The 16,288-nt window shown below is 52.1% G+C and carries 14 protein-coding genes; 8 read left to right on the forward strand and 6 right to left on the reverse strand.

The annotated features are described in order from the left end of the window. The first annotated feature begins 267 nt into the window (after positions 1–267). The 3 genes from EKK48_09445 to EKK48_09455 all read left to right on the forward strand — a co-directional run bounded on the left by EKK48_09445 (position 268) and on the right by EKK48_09455 (position 3,264). Complete coding sequence (locus EKK48_09445) at positions 268–1,803, forward strand: glycosyl hydrolase family protein (GenBank protein RTL43112.1); 1,536 nt, start codon at positions 268–270, stop codon at positions 1,801–1,803. Between the two features lie 57 nt (positions 1,804–1,860). Continuing rightward, positions 1,861–2,103, forward strand: a complete 243-nt coding sequence (locus EKK48_09450) for a hypothetical protein (GenBank protein RTL43113.1) — start codon at positions 1,861–1,863, stop codon at positions 2,101–2,103. Between the two features lie 444 nt (positions 2,104–2,547). Then, positions 2,548–3,264: a hypothetical protein gene (locus EKK48_09455; protein RTL43114.1), complete on the forward strand. Its 717-nt coding sequence runs from the start codon at positions 2,548–2,550 to the stop codon at positions 3,262–3,264. Between the two features lie 70 nt (positions 3,265–3,334). Here EKK48_09455 and gatB read toward each other — a convergent pair whose 3' ends face one another. Genes gatB through EKK48_09475 form a run of 4 tightly spaced genes read right to left on the reverse strand, consistent with a single transcriptional unit; the run spans position 3,335 to position 7,743 of the window. Next, positions 3,335–4,777, reverse strand: coding sequence for an Asp-tRNA(Asn)/Glu-tRNA(Gln) amidotransferase subunit GatB (gene gatB, locus EKK48_09460; GenBank protein ID RTL43237.1), 1,443 nt, complete (start codon positions 4,775–4,777; stop codon positions 3,335–3,337). Between the two features lie 8 nt (positions 4,778–4,785). Beyond that, the gene (locus EKK48_09465; GenBank protein RTL43115.1) at positions 4,786–6,096 is read right to left on the reverse strand and encodes an MCE family protein; all 1,311 of its coding nucleotides are present in this window, start codon (positions 6,094–6,096) and stop codon (positions 4,786–4,788) included. Positions 6,097–6,149: 53 nt separating this feature from the next. Next, on the reverse strand, positions 6,150–6,920 hold the full coding sequence (locus tag EKK48_09470; protein RTL43116.1) for an ATP-binding cassette domain-containing protein: 771 nt from the start codon (positions 6,918–6,920) through the stop codon (positions 6,150–6,152). A 1-nt stretch (position 6,921) separates the two neighbouring features. Next, on the reverse strand, positions 6,922–7,743 hold the full coding sequence (locus tag EKK48_09475; protein RTL43117.1) for an ABC transporter permease: 822 nt from the start codon (positions 7,741–7,743) through the stop codon (positions 6,922–6,924). 436 nt (positions 7,744–8,179) lie between these two features. Here EKK48_09475 and EKK48_09480 point away from each other — a divergent pair, with 436 nt between their 5' ends. Continuing rightward, a complete protein-coding gene (locus EKK48_09480; protein ID RTL43118.1) occupies positions 8,180–8,869 on the forward strand; it encodes a hypothetical protein in 690 nt (229 codons plus the stop codon). Between the two features lie 52 nt (positions 8,870–8,921). On the opposite strand, the gene EKK48_09485 is transcribed toward EKK48_09480, so the two are convergent. Continuing rightward, positions 8,922–9,191 (reverse strand): hypothetical protein, encoded by a 270-nt coding sequence (locus tag EKK48_09485; GenBank protein RTL43119.1) that lies wholly within the window; start codon positions 9,189–9,191, stop codon positions 8,922–8,924. 183 nt (positions 9,192–9,374) lie between these two features. Between EKK48_09485 and EKK48_09490 the strand changes: the two genes are divergently transcribed. The 4 genes from EKK48_09490 to EKK48_09505 are packed head-to-tail and all read left to right on the forward strand — an operon-like array spanning position 9,375 to position 14,647. Further along, positions 9,375–10,469 carry a hypothetical protein gene (locus tag EKK48_09490; GenBank protein ID RTL43120.1) on the forward strand — a complete coding sequence of 365 codons (1,095 nt, stop codon included), beginning with the start codon at positions 9,375–9,377 and terminating at the stop codon, positions 10,467–10,469. A gap of 52 nt (positions 10,470–10,521) precedes the next feature. Continuing rightward, complete coding sequence (locus EKK48_09495; protein RTL43121.1) at positions 10,522–11,601, forward strand: Gfo/Idh/MocA family oxidoreductase; 1,080 nt, start codon at positions 10,522–10,524, stop codon at positions 11,599–11,601. Beyond that, complete coding sequence (locus EKK48_09500; GenBank protein RTL43122.1) at positions 11,598–12,614, forward strand: Gfo/Idh/MocA family oxidoreductase; 1,017 nt, start codon at positions 11,598–11,600, stop codon at positions 12,612–12,614. The genes EKK48_09495 and EKK48_09500 overlap by 4 nt, the downstream gene beginning before the upstream one ends. A 53-nt stretch (positions 12,615–12,667) precedes the next feature. After that, a complete protein-coding gene (locus tag EKK48_09505; GenBank protein ID RTL43123.1) occupies positions 12,668–14,647 on the forward strand; it encodes a GGDEF domain-containing protein in 1,980 nt (659 codons plus the stop codon). Positions 14,648–14,781: 134 nt separating this feature from the next. Here the strand turns inward: EKK48_09505 and EKK48_09510 are convergent, their stop codons facing one another. After that, on the reverse strand, positions 14,782–16,062 hold the full coding sequence (locus tag EKK48_09510; GenBank protein ID RTL43124.1) for a hypothetical protein: 1,281 nt from the start codon (positions 16,060–16,062) through the stop codon (positions 14,782–14,784). Positions 16,063–16,288 lie beyond the last annotated feature (226 nt).

Below are 16,288 nucleotides of genomic sequence, written 5' to 3' on the forward strand. Positions count from 1 at the left end.
TAGGTTACGCGATTGTGAACATCCAGGCGCCCACATTCCTGCGTCCCCGCACCTTGTGCCGCAAGGCGTCCACTGTGTAGCTTCAAATTACCCCTTTCTTTTCGTCAGCAAAAAACACCGACACCAAACCCGTTTCCTGACAAACATCTCGGACTTTGACTGCAACCAGACACCTGGTTGAGTCGAGCCCACCCAACAACCCATCCGGCAGGCAGGTCGCGTGACACCAAGAACGGTGCTGCGGCTTGCTCACTTTTGTCCTCAGCGATGCCAACCAGCATCGTGATCTGGACCGCCGGTCTAAGACTAGGAGAGTCAACCATGACAAAGAACACAATCGCTGTCATGGCGCCCCTTCTTGTTGCTGACCCGGCGGCGGGTCTCAACCAGGACGAATGGCGCCATGCTTGGAGCAAATTCGACGAACAGCTCGCCACCGCAAAGCGCCTCGGCGCTCAGGCTGTTTCGGTCGACATCTGGTGGGGTCTTGTTGAGAAGGTTGAGCGGCAGTACGACTGGTCGTACTACGACACCATCTCCGACCACATCATCAACGCGGGACTCAAGTGGGTTCCCATCATGTCGCTGCACCAGTGCGGCGGCAACATCGGTGACACTGTCAACGTGCCCCTGCCTGCCTGGATCTGGACGAAGCTTGGTTCAAAGCTTGTTTCGCGCGATGTCAATGCCGTCAAGTACGTCAGCGAGCAAGGTAACAGCAGCCCTGAATACGTTTCCTGCTGGGCCACCAATCTGGTTCTCGACGATTACACTGCCTTCTTCGCCGCCTTCCAGAATCACTTCGCCGGCAAGGCCAGCCACATCGCTGAAATCAACATCAGCCTCGGTCCCGCTGGTGAGCTGCGTTTCCCCTCGTACAACAGCCATGACAAGAACACCGACTACCCGACTCGGGGTGCACTGCAGTGCTACTCCGAGCTGGCGCGGAAGTCTTTCGTGGACTACGTGATGACCAAGTACGGTGACCGCGACGGCGTGCGTCAGGCATGGGGCGAGTTCGAGAACATCGAGCCGCCGGTCGATGCCGAAGCGTTCTTCGCGCACAAGGTCCACGTCAACACCAGGTACGGACAGGACCTGTTCGACTGGTACACGTCGTCATTGTACGAGCATGGCCGCAAGGTCATGACGGCTGCCCTGGGCGTCTTCTCTGCTGACAGTGCGCCATTCGTCGGTATCGACCTCGGAGCCAAGGTTCCGGGTGTTCACTGGCGCATGGGGCACGTGGAGGGAGACCGCATCGTTCTCTCCGACCGTCTGGCTGAACTCAACGCCGGGCTGGTGCGCACGAGCGACTGGAACAACGATGAGAGCCACGGCTACCGGAACATCATCAGTCTGTTCCGGCACTTTCAGTGCATCAAGCCCGGTACGCGTGTGGTCTTGCACTTCACGTGTCTAGAGATGGCTGATGGTGAAAACGAGTCCCTGGCGTTCCAGTTGGTTCGCTGGGTCGGTGCCGAGGCGAAGCGCCAGGGTGTGGTGATCAAGGGCGAGAACGCTCTCAATTACACCCTCTACAACGTGGAGGCGTGGCAGCGTCTGCGTTCAGCCATGTCGCTGTACGCGGGTCTGACCATCCTTCGCATCAACGATGTCACTGACAACGATGTGGCTCGTCGCGAGTTTCAGGAAACAACCAAACTCGCGGCGACCACTGAGAGTCCTGCACCGACCGTTGACGTCATGCAGGGCTGTGAGTGCATCGTTCGCTGGCCGATCAACCAGGTCCTTCACTTCATCCGAGCTGCGTGCCGTACACAGGCCGCGGCAGGCATGTAACCCAGGGCGCCTCGAAAGAGACGCCTGCATCCAACTGTAAGTTAGTTAGGAGGCTTTATGTCTACCACACAGTGCGTTCTGCGCGAGGTCGCTCGCGGTGATCACCAGTACGTCCCGGTCACGGACGTCATCAGCCGGATGGGTGCGCTCATTCCGGGCGAGACCATCTTCGTCGGCGAGTTCCGCGGTCAGGTCGAGCGCCTCGGTCCTTACGGGTCCGACGAGCGCGTCATCTGCCTTCCCGTGTCCAGCCTGACCACGACTCGGGCGACGGGCGACGAGCAGCTCTCGGTTCACTGAACCGACCAAAGATGTGGAGGGTGAGTGTGGTGCGCAAGCACCCACTCGCCTCATCCACATTTTTCGGTGTCAGATCTACTTGTCTATACAGTAAGTTTTTTTTGACGACTGTTATACTATAAGTTTTAGTGTTAATCCGGGTGGTTATCCTGAGCCGGCTAACTGCATAACCAAATTTGTCACACAATTTTCCTGCTTTATTACAATCGCTCCGGTATGTTGATACCACAATCCGGTTCGACGGCAGGCTAATACCGCAGTTGATCTGATTGTTCGAATTAAAGTGCCGCTACCGAGCTTGCCCTGAGTAAAAAATCATCTGCAACCGTTGCGCACTATATTTGGTGCCCACATTCAGGTTGTTGTGATTCAGTTGAGTGTTCGTTCAAGGATTGTCCGAGAGACTGCTGCGAATGCATTGAAACCGATTTTAAGGAGATAGAAATGAGCAAATTTGATACTTCAGCGGAAGGCGCAATGAACGATCCTCACGTTGCAGCAGGCTTTGCTGATCATCAGGTAGCAATGTCGCAGAATCAGTGGTCGTCAATGCAGAGCGCAGTTAAATCTGCCTCCGATCTTTCATTTACCAGAGCGCGGCAGGCCGACAGCGGATATCTCGACTGTGAGCCGCTTGGTGAAGGCGCAAGAGATGGTGCGGCAGCAGCATGTGTAGGAAAGGGCGCAAGAGCTATTGGAGAAGCTGCAAGCGCTATTGGCGACAGTGCCAGAGCAATCGGAGCAGGTGCCAGAGCCCTCGGTGACGCGGCTGGCACTCCTGACGAGCTGCGATCCATCGGAGCGGCAGCCCGGGGCATCGGTGACGCGGCTGGCATTCCTGACGAGCTGCGTTCTATCGGAGCGGCAGCCAGGGCTATCGGTGATGCAGCCAGTGCGGTCGACGACATTGGTCGTGCTTTGAATCATGATGGAGCTATTACAGACCTCGTCCATCGTGAGCGCGTCGGCGATGGCATCAAGGGGCACGATCTGACCCTGTCCATGTACGGTGATGGCGGTGGTTATCTTGAATTCCCTGAAGTGCACGGCCCAATAGGTTTTGTTCCAGAAAGTCAGAAGGGGCGATGGGAGCATCACTCCAGGCATCAGGATGGTGAAGACCCGATGTGCACTGCCTGGGAAATGGGAGGCAAACGCTAAGTTTTACGATTTTATATGGAAGGGAAGCGCCACTACTTGTAGTGGCGCTTCCTCGGCTTTTAGCATCATTCTAGTCCGGCTCTGGTAACTCGCCGTCAAGGAGCTTGTTGATGAGCTGCGGATTCGCTTTGCCTTTGGTTGCTTTCATAACAAGACCGAGAAAGTATGGACGCAATTTGTCTGGTTTTTTCTTGTAGTCCTCGACTTGGGCAGGTGAGCTGACAACTATTTCCTGAACGATCTTTCTAAGTTCGTCTTCGGATAGAGCCTGCCCCAGTCCCTTGTCTTTGATCAGTTTTTTTACGTCACCTGCAGTGCCCAACAATTCTGGCAAAAGCTGCTTGAATGCTACGTTGGATGTGAGAGTGCCTTCCGCTACAGCTGCAATTAGATCTCTTAAATTCTCCGGCGTGATGGTAAGTTCTGAGAATTCTTTCTTGTTGTCGCGCATGTAGAACGCAATTGCATTTGTTAGCAGGTTGGCGGATTTCTCGGCGTCGACGCCGAGGTCAAGCACGCGGTCGTAGAAGTCGGACATGGCGCGCGACTCGGCCAGGATGCCCGCGTTGTATTCAGACAGTCCATGCTTGCTGATGTAGCGCTGGCGCCTTTGCTCCGGCAGTTCCGGCAGAGAGGCTCTGATTTCATCGACCCAGTTTTTGTCGATTGCCAGTGGTACTAAATCTGGTTCTGGGAAATAGCGATAGTCGTGTGAGTCTTCTTTCGATCGCATCGAGAATGTGGCTTGTTTGGCTTCGTTCCACAGTCTCGTCTCTTGAACGACTCTTTCTCCACTATCGAGCAATTGCGCCTGTCTCTCTATTTCCGATTCGATGGCATCACGAACAGACTTGAAACTATTCATGTTTTTGATTTCGGTTCTGGTGCCGAATTTTTCTTGACCGACAGGGCGAATTGAGACGTTTGCATCGCAGCGGAAGCTTCCTTCCTCAAGATTTCCATCGCAAACTCCGATGTAGCGCAGAATATTTCTCAGTTCAGTCAGATAATCACGTGCTTCTTCGGCGCTGCGTATGTCAGGCTCAGAGACGATTTCCAGAAGTGGTACGCCCGAGCGATTGTAATCCGCATTGCTGTGTGTCGAACCGTGCAGCCCGGCAGCGCCTGCGTGGACGAGCTTGCCTGCGTCTTCTTCCAGATGAGCTCGGTTGATGCGAATCTTTTTGCCGTTGATTGATAGGTGCCCATTCTGACAGACAGGGCGGTCCAGCTGCGAGATCTGGTATCCCTTGGGTAGGTCGGGATAAAAATAGTTTTTGCGATCGAATCTACTATCCTCGGCGATCTGGCAATTGAGTGCCAGTCCGGTTCTTATGCCGAATTCGACTGCTTTCTTGTTGAGAACGGGAAGAACACCGGGCATGCCTACACAAACAGCGCAGGCATGGTCGTTTGGGGCGCCGCCAAAATCAGTCGGACAGCCGCAAAACAGCTTGGTTTTCGTTTTCAGCTGGGCGTGCACTTCCAGTCCGATTACTGGCTCGTATTTCAACTTTTCGGTCATTTCGAAGATTCCTTATCGGGATTCGTATCGCCACCTGGCACTGCAGCTGGAGCGGGGGCCGGATTTTCCGGGTCGGCTTTGCCTTTTTTGATCAACTCTTTGGCTTTGTTGTCGTTTTCTTTCTGTACTTCCAGCCCTTGATTGACAGTCTCGATGTGACCGGGTCTGCCCACGATCATATGCAGGAGCGGAGCCCGTTTGTCGAGCACCTGGCTCATCTGCAGGGCTGCGAAATTGATATGTGTGGCGGCAGTTCTCACCTTTTCTGACGTGCTCATCAGGTTGTCTTTCAGATCTTTGTTTGCCAGCACTTTGTTCAGATTGGCCATTGATTCTTTCGCGTCTGCCAGAATCTGTTTCACATCACTGCGCACGCCCTGGTCATCAGAGAGTTTGCCGACTCGCTCGACGGCACTTTTGATATTCTCAGTCGAAACGTTGAGCTTGTTGAGCATCGTGATCACATCGTCCCGAGTGCCTTTGTCGCCGACTACACTGGTTAATTCATGAATGGCCGCCTGAATGTTGGCAGACGTTTCTTTGGCTTTCTCGGCTGTCTCCTTCAGGTCAGACGATAGCGCTGGATTGTCGAGCAGGCGATTGACCTTGCGAGAGGTCGTACGCCAGTCGTCAGCCAATGCGTCGATTCGACGGAATGAGGTTTTGGAATTGACACGCAAATCGTTAGCCAGATTATCGAAAGTCTGAAACGATTCTTCACCGCGTCCAAAAAATCCTTTGGCATTTTTGGCTGCCGCCTTGGTATCAGAAGCGGCATCACCAAATTTTTTCGACGTTTCGCTCAGACTGTCAGCCGCTTTGGCGATGCGTTCTGCTTTGGCATCGAAATCGATTTGACCGATATTGGTGGCGATTTTGTTGAGAATCAACTCGGTTCGCACCGGGTCTACACCGGTCTGGATGTCTGATTCGGCTACGACTTCTTTGGATGCGTCGGTGCCTTCAGGTAGTTTCACTTCGATGTATTTTGCGCCGACCAGCCCCAGGGTTTGAATGGTGTAAATGGACCCCTTGTAGACCGTCGCTTCTTCGCTGTTGATTTTTAGAATGACATCAACAACTCCGTCTTTTAGTTTGATTTTTTCGACAACGCCGACCCGCACTCCGTTGATATTCACTGGTGCATTAGTGTTCAGACCTGCCACATCGTGAAACGTTACAGTGAAGCGCTGTGGCGGCTTGGAGGCTATGTTCTTGAGCCAGGTCCAACCATAGGTGAGGAGCATCACCGCGATTGTTGTGATGAAGCCTACATACATAGCTAGATTTGGTCTACTGGAATCCATTAGTTTCTTCGTTTCTGCTCGGGGGGTTCTCTGTTGTGTTGCGGGTTTGGGATTTAGACGTTTGCTGCCAGCATCGGGCCTTCCTTGGTAGCATTGGCGAACTGTTTCATGTATGGATTTTCAGAGATTACTGCTTCATCGGGTCGTCCTTCCCATACGATCTTACCTGCGTGCATAAGAATTACCCTGTGTGCTGTACGTGTCCATGTCGAATGTTGATGTGTGACTACGATCGAAGCTGCATGAAGTTCGGTTTCGAGTGTGATCATGTAATCTTCGATGACGGTTGATATGACCGGGTCCAATCCCGTAGTCGGTTCATCGTAGAAAATAATTTCCGGATCGTTGACTATAGCTCGGGCAAAGCTGGTTCGTTTTTGTTGCCCACCTGAAAGGTTGCTGGGATAAGCCTGTGCGAATCCTTCCAGCCCGACCAGTTTCAATGTGTCATTGATTTTCTTTTGTTGCTCGGCTCTTGTCATTTTTAAGCTTCGCAGCGGCAGTCTCAAATTCTCCTCGACGCTGAGCGAGTTGAGCAGGGCTGATCCCTGGAAAACCAAGCCGTATTTGTCTGACGCCAGTTCGATAGTGCCGCTGTCGGGTTGGATGAGACCGCACAAGAGTTTCAAGATTGTAGATTTGCCGCAGCCTGATGGTCCGATGATGCCAAGCGTCTCGCCCGCATAGACGTCAAAGCTGAGGCCACGTAAAACATGGCGATTTCCGAACGATTTGTGCAAATCGCGCACCTTGATCATGGCTCGTCCCCGCTCAGATTGCGGGCGCGGACCTTTGAAAGATTCGCCACTGGAACTTTGCGTCATGTTACCTCGGAGCGTAGGTGAGAGAGGTAACAACGTAGTTGAAGATGAAGATCATAGTCATCGTCCAGACAATTGTCCGTGTTGTGGCTATACCCACGTCTTCTGCGCCACCGCGCGTGTGCAGACCGATAGCACATGAGAACATGACGATAATGGTGGCATTGATCCAGGATTTTAAAAAGTGGACGTAGAAGTCTCTGTCTAGAATAGTCTGCCTGACTGAGTCCAGGAAGGTGCTGGGTGGTACGTTTGCGGCTGTCTGGGCGATCCAGATTCCGGCGATCAGTCCGACTGCCATAGCATAGACAGAAAGTACAGGCATCATGCAAAATGCGGCTACGTAGCGCGGCACTACGAGGAACTGCACTGGGTCGATGCGCATTACTCGAAGGGCGTCGATCTGCTCTGTGATCATCATTGTTGTCAACTCGGCAGCAATCGAGCTGCCCACTCTGCCGGCTACCATTACTCCAGCGGTAATCGGACCGATCTCGCGAACCAGAGCTAGCGAGACCACGCCGCCGATGGCTGTGTCCGCACCGAACAAAACTAATTCTCGTGAAATCTGCAAAGACATGGCGAAGCCCGTGAACAGTGCGGTTAATGCCACGACGACCACCGATTTGACGCCTATCATGTAACACTGCCTGATTGTCTCTTCCTTGTCGATCTTACCGGTGAAGATGTATTTCAGTGTGCGGCCGAACATGAGCATTACCTGACCAATTACTTCCCAGCCTACGGCAAACTGCGAAACCACGAAGGTCAGCACTGGAATGCGAAAAGGCTTTTTCGGTTTGGCTGGAGAAACAGTTGAAGTCATGGGTCAATTTTACTTGCTTTGACAGGGCCTACCAAGCGATTTGAACTGGCAGCCGTCATAGCGTCACGCAAATACAGGTATTTTCTCACTAATGTAGTAATCATTGACAACCGGTTGCCAGGCGCATCTTGCGCGCACAAGAGATAACGACGACCGTCGCCCGTTATTGTTTCCGGTTCTTCTGCTGCACCGTCTGTAGTATCAACAGTTTCTTAAGTGTTGTTTGAGCGAGATCTGTTTCTTGCGTCCGGGATATCAGCATTCAGGTGGTTTGACCAGAGCCTTCAGTTTGAGCATGGTGGAAACCGCAAGCCGAAACGCCCACAGAGCTTGGCTTGCGATCTGTTGGGCGGCATGAGGGGTGATTTCCCCATCGACTTCTAGAACGACAAAGTTAATCTATTGGAGGCTGATGAATTGAGGAATCACTGACCAGATGAGACCAATGGACATTTTTTCGGAGAAGAGCAGCATCCGTGATGGACGGCTCGACAAAGCTTGCAGCTCAGCTCTCGTTTACGAGGCGCACTCACTGTCCATCCAGAGTCAGTTCCACCGGGCAGACAATAAGCACGATCCCAAGAATCCCAACGGCAAGCCGGTAGATGGCGATTTCAACAGTGCAGTTGGCTTCGGCAAACGCGATCAGATGGCGCTGGCTTCCCTGGTGTTCTGCAACCCCTTGATGATGCTCGGTATGGGCGCCGCGCTTGGTGTGTCAGACACGATTCGGATGAATCGGGAGCAGGCGCTCAAGGAAGCCCCAATGCGCCGATTGAGGCAGGTAGCGCTGGAGTCGCGCCAGGAGCCGAAAGATGAGCGCACTCTGCTTTCTGTTCCTACCGACAGCCTGGCTACGAGAATGAACTTCCGTCCGGAAAGCACTTCGTCGCGTAAGTCAAAGCTGGAATTCAAAAATCGTCAGGAAAATGTCTTGTACCCGGCTGAATTTCGTAAACCGGATCCGGAGCGCTCATGGGTCAAGGCCAGTAAATTGCTCAAGCGAAAACAACAGCTCGTCGACCAACTGGCAAAATGCCGTGGCTTCTTGCCTTTGAATCTGGTTTCAGCACTGGCTGCAAAGATCGAACTGCTCGATAAAGAACTGAAAAAGATGGGCTGTTAACCCATCTCCTCAGTGGTCGCGCTGCCTGGCGGACATCTTGCAACGTTATTCTCTAGAACCAGCGGTGGAATCGGTTGTCCCATCTGCGCATTGCGCGTTGCTGGTCGCGAATAGCTTCACGCCGTTCGTGCCGCAGCTCCCGGATCACACCGCGTCTGTTATCGTAGTAGCCGTTGTTGTAGTAGCCATTGTTGTAATAGCCGTAAGGCATGGCTTCTCGATTCCAGTAGCCGCGATGGTGATCGTGGCTTTGTGCGGCAGGCATGAAAAAGGCGCTGCTGCCGATTACCGCGAGTGCTGCGGCCATTATCTGTTTCTTCATTTTGATCCTCCTCGCATCTTTCCACTGGTGAGCAGTCCGATGTAAATCTTTCAGGCTCTGGTGCGTTGTTTCCTCACCACGGGTTTGAAGACGCGATTGATTTATGATTTGGTTCCTACTTAGAGATCCGGAACATTGAATGTAAACGAGCGTCGGCCGGTAAGTAGGTTTGGAGGAACATTCTTGAAGCGCTCCGGAATATCGGCGACGATCATCGCTGGCTCGCTCTGGCTCTTCGATTCAGCCGTTTGCCTGGCTGAACAGCCGGTGCCCAGACCGGCACCCGATTTTCGCAAAGAGCAAAGTACCTTTCGCTCCGCATCTGGTGGCGAGACGGAACGAGCAATCTTTACAAAACGGGCTGCTGTTCCTGCCGATTCTGATAATGAAAGTAGTTCAGTGTCCGATCGAAGTGGCTACAGTCGCGCTCCGCTCAATGGGCAGGTGAGCAGAGAAGATGCTCTGGCCGCCAACAGCTTGTTTGGTGGAAAGGTCGGTGCTCTCATTAATACACCGCCTGTGGTGACCGGAGCTGTTTCGAAAACTGTACCGCCTGAAATGTTCAAAGCCTGGTTGGAGAAGGCTCATCCTGGTGTACTCCTGACTGTCGGCAATAGTCCCGGTAACGTTCTCGAGGTGAAAGGGCGGTGGGATGATTCCGGGCGCACATTGCGCGCCCTCGGCATACAATATGAACGCATCGGCAGTGGCGAACTGCGCGACTGTCCGCTCGAAAATGTAAAAGTGCTAGTCATTAATTGCGCCGGCACTGCGCCCAAAGATTCATATCAGCGCATTCGCGACTTTGTTGCTCGGGGCGGGTATTTGCTCGCTACTGACTGGGCCCTCGACAACCTGGTGGAGAAGGCTTTCCCCGGTTACATCGAATATGATCGCAAAAAAAATGAAGAGGCTATTTATGATGCCTACGTAGTCAACCCAGAGCCTGTCCTGTTTGCAAACGCCGTCACTAATGCTCACTGGAAAATGGACGAAGCTTCTCATCTTCTGCGAGTTTTAAAGCCCGGCAGCGTTCGGGTGCTGGCGCGCAGTCATAAACTGGAGCACGAAGATCCTGGTGGGCAGGGCGTTCTGGCGGTCGTGTTCCCATTTGGCAGAGGCTATGTGATGCACATGACCGGTCACTTCGACAACAATGGTTTTTTCAAATTCACAAATTCCCTTCCCGACCCCGCACCGGTTATCGGGATCAGTTTGAGGCAGGCGCTCGCCTCAAATTTTGTCGTGGCAGGGTTGACCGGCACGAAGATTCCATGAATGCAACTGTGCTAACCTAGCCTGGCACTTTGCTGGGGTGGTCGCGCATCAAATGAGTTCGAGCAATAAAAATTCTGATCAACCTGCTCCCGTCCGGCTTGGTCTAATTGGGCTTGGATTTGCGGGCACGGTTTTGCATCTGCCGTCTCTGAGCCGTAATTCTCGGGCCAGAATTGTTGCCGTCAGTGATCTTTCCGAATCGAAGTTATCTCAGTTCTCCGCCGACTTCCCTGACTTGCATGTGCGCAAAGAACTTGACTATCGCAGCATCATCCACGATCCAACCATAGATGCGGTGTTGATAGCTTCACCTACACCTTCGCACGCCGCTATTGCCGTCGATGCTCTCAAGGCGAATAAGCACGTTTTCTGCGAAAAGCCGATCAGCAATACTATTGCTGATGCTCAGAAAATGATTGATGAGGCTGAGCGTCATCCTGACTTGATTTTGATGATTGGTCAGGTGCTGAGGTTCTGGCCTGAGTATGTTCAGATTAAAAAGCAGATTGAATACGGAAAGATTGGTAAGCCTATCATCGCACGCACTTATCGCGCTAATCCTATGCCGGCATCTCAGTTTTATGAGAAGGATGAACTGAGCGGTGGTGTGATTGTCGATCTGGGCTTACATGACATAGATTTTTTGTCGTGGGCGCTGGGTCCAGTCAAATCAGTGTTTGCGCAGGGAGGCAATCTTTCTGGGAGAGGCGATGTAATTGATTACGCTCAAATCCACTTCAATTTTGTAAGCGGCGCAATTGCTTACATGGAAGCGAATTGGGCTCTGCCTGAGAATTTCCCGTTCAGCACGGCTATCGAAATCACCGGCACTGGTGGCATGATTGCTGCTGATAACTGCGACTCACGCGCTTCGTATCAATTGACACTGAAAGGGCAGAAGCGCTTTACGGCAGCGATTGCGGAGTTGAACGGATATCACTATGAGCAAGAGGCATTTTTAAAGGCAGTGCAAAACAAAAGGGAGACGCCGATGAATGCCGCTGCCGCTCTCTACTCTTTGCGTCTGGCGATGGCCGCTAAGGAATCAATTAAGACCGGCAAGTTGATTGTTATGGATGAAGCAACAAAGACTGCGAGCGCTTCGGCGAGTTTAAACGAGGTCGCCAAATGATCAGATTCGGATTGATTAGTTTTGCTCACATGCATGCTGACAGTTATGCCTGGGTCTTGCGACAGATTGAGGAGGATGGCGGAGAGGCTCGTCTGGTGGCGGCGTTTGACGACAATTTCGAACGTCTCGAACTGAAATCCAGGCAGTTCAAAATAGAAAATGTTTTTCAGGACTGCAATCAGTTGCTATCCAGGGCTGATCTGGACGCAGTTATCATTTCCTCTGAGAATGCCAGACATGAAGAACATGTGTTGGCTGCAATCAAAGCCGGTAAACACATAATTTGCGAGAAGCCGATTACTGTCTCAAATCAGTCGATTGAGAGACTGCAGTCTGCATTCAGTCAGTCGAAGCAGCGTATATTTTTCCAGACAGCGTTCCCTATGAGATACGATGCCACGGTGGCGGAGGCCAAGCGAACACTGGATGCCGGAACACTTGGCGCAATCAAGGCTATTTCCGCAACCAATCACGGTACCTATCCCGGCGGGTGGTTTGCTGATCCTCTTCAATCGGGAGGTGGCGCGGTCATGGATCACACCGTTCATGTGGCTGACTTGATCAGGTTTTTCACGAATGATGAATTCGCATCTGTCAGGGCTTTTCGTGGTGACAATTTGCATCCCAATATTTCTGTAGAAGATAATGCTCTGCTCTATGCTCGCCTGAAACGCTCCAATATTCCTGTTTCCATCGATTGCAGCTGGTCTCGCATGCAGGGATGGCCAATCTGGGGCGACGTCAAATTGGAGTTGGTCTGTGAGCAGGGGGTGCTCAAAATTGATTGTTTCAATCCGCACCTCGACCTGGTTTCAGATGGAAGGTTTAGTTGGCATGGAATGTCCGAAGACCTGAACAAAAAAATGATTCTTGGTTTCTGCCGCGCTGTGTCTGAAAGTTGTGAACCGACAGCATCTTTCAGTGATGGTGCTGCGGCTGCCGCCGTCGCTTTTGCCGCCTACAAATCGCTCGAGAACGGTGAGACGGCAAGTGTCTGTGCAATTGAACAGTGAAAACCCGCCCCTCTGGGTATATATATTGTCACGGGGAATTCGAGGCTCCGGTTATGACAGACGGTCCAAAGCAAATCAAAGAGGCACAGCCACGCACCGAAGATTCCGGCGGTGTGCTTTCCGGAGCTACTGATATGCTGCAAGCTGCGGCATACTCATCCGTGCAGCAGCCTTTGAATGGCATTACTCAATTAGTGCGTCACCTGACTCCGATTCATGTAGATGCGCCCCACTTGTTCAGCGCGCCTTCTCATGACAACATGTGGACCAGTACGGGTAATATAGCCGGCAGCGTGGCAGACTTTTTTGTGCTTTCCAAAGGTGTTGGCGGACTGCGTAGCTCCGTCATGGGAAGAGCCGCATCAGTGCCTATTCTCGAGGCTGGAACGACGGGCGCGTTGTTTGAACTGGCGCAACCTGTGAATGATCATGATTTTGCTGCTAACAAGCTTAAAAGTGCGGCACTCGGGTTCGGCACCTTTGCCACTATGGACGGTGCAGGGCTGGGGCTGAAGCGCATGTCTGTAGTTAGAGAAGCTCCAGGGTTGATCGGAGCTGTTGGTGTTAATGGAGTAGCAGGTGCGGCCGGTGGTTTTACTCATTCCATTCTCGGTGCGGAATTGAATGGGAAGACACCGACTTACAATGAAATCAGAAATGATGTTGCTTCTTACGCCGCATTCGGCGCTATGTTTGGTGCTCTAGACCATGGCACAAATGTCGGCAAGACAGCGATTACTAACAGGATCAATGAAAGAATCTCCAAAGGTGAGCCGATCTTCTCAATCGGTCCGGTGGAGGTTCATCCCCGAGATTTCTATAAAACTGCCCGTGAAAGTGCGCAGGTAGATGCTTTGACAGGGTTGAAGAACAAAGCTGGCGGCATGGATGTTTTGAAAACGGAAATTGCTCGCAGTGGCAGGTCTGATGAACCGTTGTCCATGACATACATGGATCTCGATGGGTTCAAGGGTGTAAACGACAAGTTTGGACACAACCAGGGCGATCTGGTTTTGAAAGAAGTGGCCGATTTTCTCAAGGACTACTATAAACGCGCTACAGATGTGCCGATTCGGGAAGGCGGCGATGAGTTTATGGTGGTTATGCCTAACACGGCGCGTGTTCATGCTGATTCACTTGCGGCCGGGCTGGAGAGCACGATGCGTCTGGGTGTTGCCAAAGAAGCTCCTGGAGTGGAGCTTTTGGCAAACAATTACTCAGCGCGCATCGAAAAGATTCAGAATATGCCTCTTGCTACGGTGAGCGGCGAAGGACAGACGCTGAGCGATCTGGCTGAGCAACTCTTGTTTGCTCGTATGCCGTTGACCGGTGAACATGTCACGCCTCAAAGTGTTGCAAGTGAAGTGGCCAGGCTGAAGCTTCGAACCGGACTCTCTGAGTCGGAAAATCTGGCCGGGCGCACTCTGCAGGTTTACAACGAAAGCGACCTGGCAACGTTTGCCAGCCAGGCTAGTTACGGCTTCCTGCCACAGATAGGGCAGTTGTTGAAAGTGAAAGGTTATGCAACTGAAGCCCAGATCCATGAGGCGCTGCAGGTTCAGGCGGAGGCTCCCGCTGGTCAAAAACCACTTCTGGGGCAGATCTTAGTCGAAAAAGGATATGCGAAACCGGAGCAGATAGAAGATGTTTTTCGCGACCAGATGATTGCGAAAGAAGCGCTCAGTCGCATTCTCGAGTCAACTCCCGGTATCGACATGTCAAAGGTAGGCATCAAGCCATTCCGCGTTCCGGAGCGTATGTACGTGCCTGCCGACATGACCCTGATGCGATATCAGATCCCGGATGTGGCCAGACCGGCACTCAGTCCCAACGGCATCAGACGGCTGAATCCATATGAGGCGCCGGTACCGGGCGAACTGGTCGTTGGTACCAGCACGGGCGTAGTTGAGTACAAAAGAGGCGAGTCTGTCACTGATTTCAAACAGCGCGGCGACGAGTTGATGTTTGAAAAGAAGGCGGAAAGAAAGCAAAAAGGGCTTCGCAAGGACCGTGTCGTAGAGTCAATGAGTTGAGCTGTGAGGATTCTGGTCTGAACGCTGCGAAGCCAGTCTGCGGCAATCGGATCACACTGATACCGTGCCTGGTATCACTGTGATCCGAGCCTGATCAACTGGTTGGCAGTTGGATTGTTCCCAGCCCCTGCCTGTTATAAGTCTGAACCATCGAAGAGTTTGGCCAGCACTTGATTGTTTCTGAGGTTCAGGTCCAGATTTAGTTTCTGTCCTACTCTCAGTTCGCCGCCCTTGCGTCGCTGATCCGCCACCCACAATTGATGTGACACTTCTTTCAGTTCTGCGCGGCTGAAGTCTTTGTGACCGGCGAGAGTCAGTAGTCTCTCCGCTGCATGAGCGTATGACTCGCCTTTGCCAACTGTTAGAGCTGCGTTGATTTTATCGTCGTGGAGTTTTTGACGAGCGCCTTCTTGCATTCTGGCTCGGTCGGCTGCTTCTCTGAGGTCGGCTGCTTCTCTGAAGCCGGATGCTTCTCTACGACTGCCTTCGAGTTCAGGGTAGTAGGGAGCGAGTGAGCGTCTGTGCTCGTTCACTCGCTCAGTGGCACCGACTTGATTTACGGTTTTCTCTCTTGTAACCCCCTGTTCTCGCTCGTAATCCTTCTGCATTTGCTCCTGGCGAGGCGGCAAATTCTCGATCGAGACCGGTGTTTCGGCACGTGCAGCGCGTTTTTGGTTCTGGACTACATTTGGATCCAGTCCGCTTTCTCTCTCGAATTTATCCAGTGCCTCTTTATTGAAATCGTTAAAGCTGAAGGTCGGTTGGTTCTTTTGCAAGGTCAAGATCGTTTGTTTGTCTTCCGGAGTCAACGTTCGGGCGACGGCCTTGTCTCCAGCGAGCGCTGCATCGAATGTGCCGCCGACAATGTTGCCGTCTTTATCCTTGCTCAATTTGTCATAGAGTGAAACACCATCTTTGCCTGGAGCATGCAAGTTCATGATGGCGCGCTGTTGCTCTACACCATCATTTATGTCCTGGTCTGCGATAGCTTTTGAATTGCCGCCGTACCAGGTTTCTCCCCAGGTGCTGTAATTGCGAATGGTGTCGTAGTTCTTTTGAATGTTTGCAATGAAGGCAGCTTGCACTTCATTGACGTCGCGTCGGTTCTTGTAGAGGTCCAGTTCTCCCGTCTCCAGTCTGCCATTGCCGCTTGTGTCGATCTTAGAAAAGTTGGATTGCGCTTCAAAAAGTGATACTGTTGGTAATACCTTGTCGTCTTCCAATCGCTTTGTTATTGCGGCACTGTAGCCCTTTGTTTCCTCAGGGGTGTGCTTGTCGCGAAAGGCGTTTACTTCGCCCATTGCTTTAGCATATGCTTCTTTGTCACCTGTTCTTACCGCTGATTCAATGCGATCTGCTGTTTGGTTTGCTGATTTAGAAACATCTTCTGCCGGGTTGCGACTTGGATTTGCCATGGGTAATTTCCTTTGGTGCAGGGCGACTTGGCTTGGGTGAACTCACAATAATGTTGTCAACGTGAAAAAAGTATGAGTAAGCAGCGCAATCAATTTATATAGATGTTCGATTTCGCTGACAGCCGGTTTGAGGCGATCGAGGCTGTTTATAAAGGTGGGAGAAGTGTTCCACCCTGCTGTTCAGGGGCTTCTCACAAAAATCTCACGTCACTGAGAGTACTTTTTG

Source organism: Candidatus Melainabacteria bacterium, assembly GCA_003963305.1.
In the GTDB taxonomy this organism is placed as follows: Bacteria; Cyanobacteriota; Vampirovibrionia; order Obscuribacterales; family Obscuribacteraceae; genus PALSA-1081.

What these genes read in the sequence shown, in the direction of transcription:
- EKK48_09450 (RTL43113.1), top strand. Translation starts at nt 1,861, where the DNA reads ATGTCTACCACACAGTGCGTTCTGCGCGAGGTCGCTCGCGGTGATCAC.
- EKK48_09445 (RTL43112.1), top strand. Translation starts at nt 268, where the DNA reads ATGCCAACCAGCATCGTGATCTGGACCGCCGGTCTAAGACTAGGAGAG.
- EKK48_09465 (RTL43115.1), bottom strand. Translation starts at nt 6,096, where the DNA reads ATGGATTCCAGTAGACCAAATCTAGCTATGTATGTAGGCTTCATCACA.
- EKK48_09495 (RTL43121.1), top strand. Translation starts at nt 10,522, where the DNA reads ATGAGTTCGAGCAATAAAAATTCTGATCAACCTGCTCCCGTCCGGCTT.
- EKK48_09505 (RTL43123.1), top strand. Translation starts at nt 12,668, where the DNA reads ATGACAGACGGTCCAAAGCAAATCAAAGAGGCACAGCCACGCACCGAA.
- EKK48_09455 (RTL43114.1), top strand. Translation starts at nt 2,548, where the DNA reads ATGAGCAAATTTGATACTTCAGCGGAAGGCGCAATGAACGATCCTCAC.
- EKK48_09510 (RTL43124.1), bottom strand. Translation starts at nt 16,062, where the DNA reads ATGGCAAATCCAAGTCGCAACCCGGCAGAAGATGTTTCTAAATCAGCA.
- EKK48_09480 (RTL43118.1), top strand. Translation starts at nt 8,180, where the DNA reads ATGAGACCAATGGACATTTTTTCGGAGAAGAGCAGCATCCGTGATGGA.
- EKK48_09485 (RTL43119.1), bottom strand. Translation starts at nt 9,191, where the DNA reads ATGAAGAAACAGATAATGGCCGCAGCACTCGCGGTAATCGGCAGCAGC.
- EKK48_09475 (RTL43117.1), bottom strand. Translation starts at nt 7,743, where the DNA reads ATGACTTCAACTGTTTCTCCAGCCAAACCGAAAAAGCCTTTTCGCATT.
- EKK48_09470 (RTL43116.1), bottom strand. Translation starts at nt 6,920, where the DNA reads ATGACGCAAAGTTCCAGTGGCGAATCTTTCAAAGGTCCGCGCCCGCAA.
- EKK48_09500 (RTL43122.1), top strand. Translation starts at nt 11,598, where the DNA reads ATGATCAGATTCGGATTGATTAGTTTTGCTCACATGCATGCTGACAGT.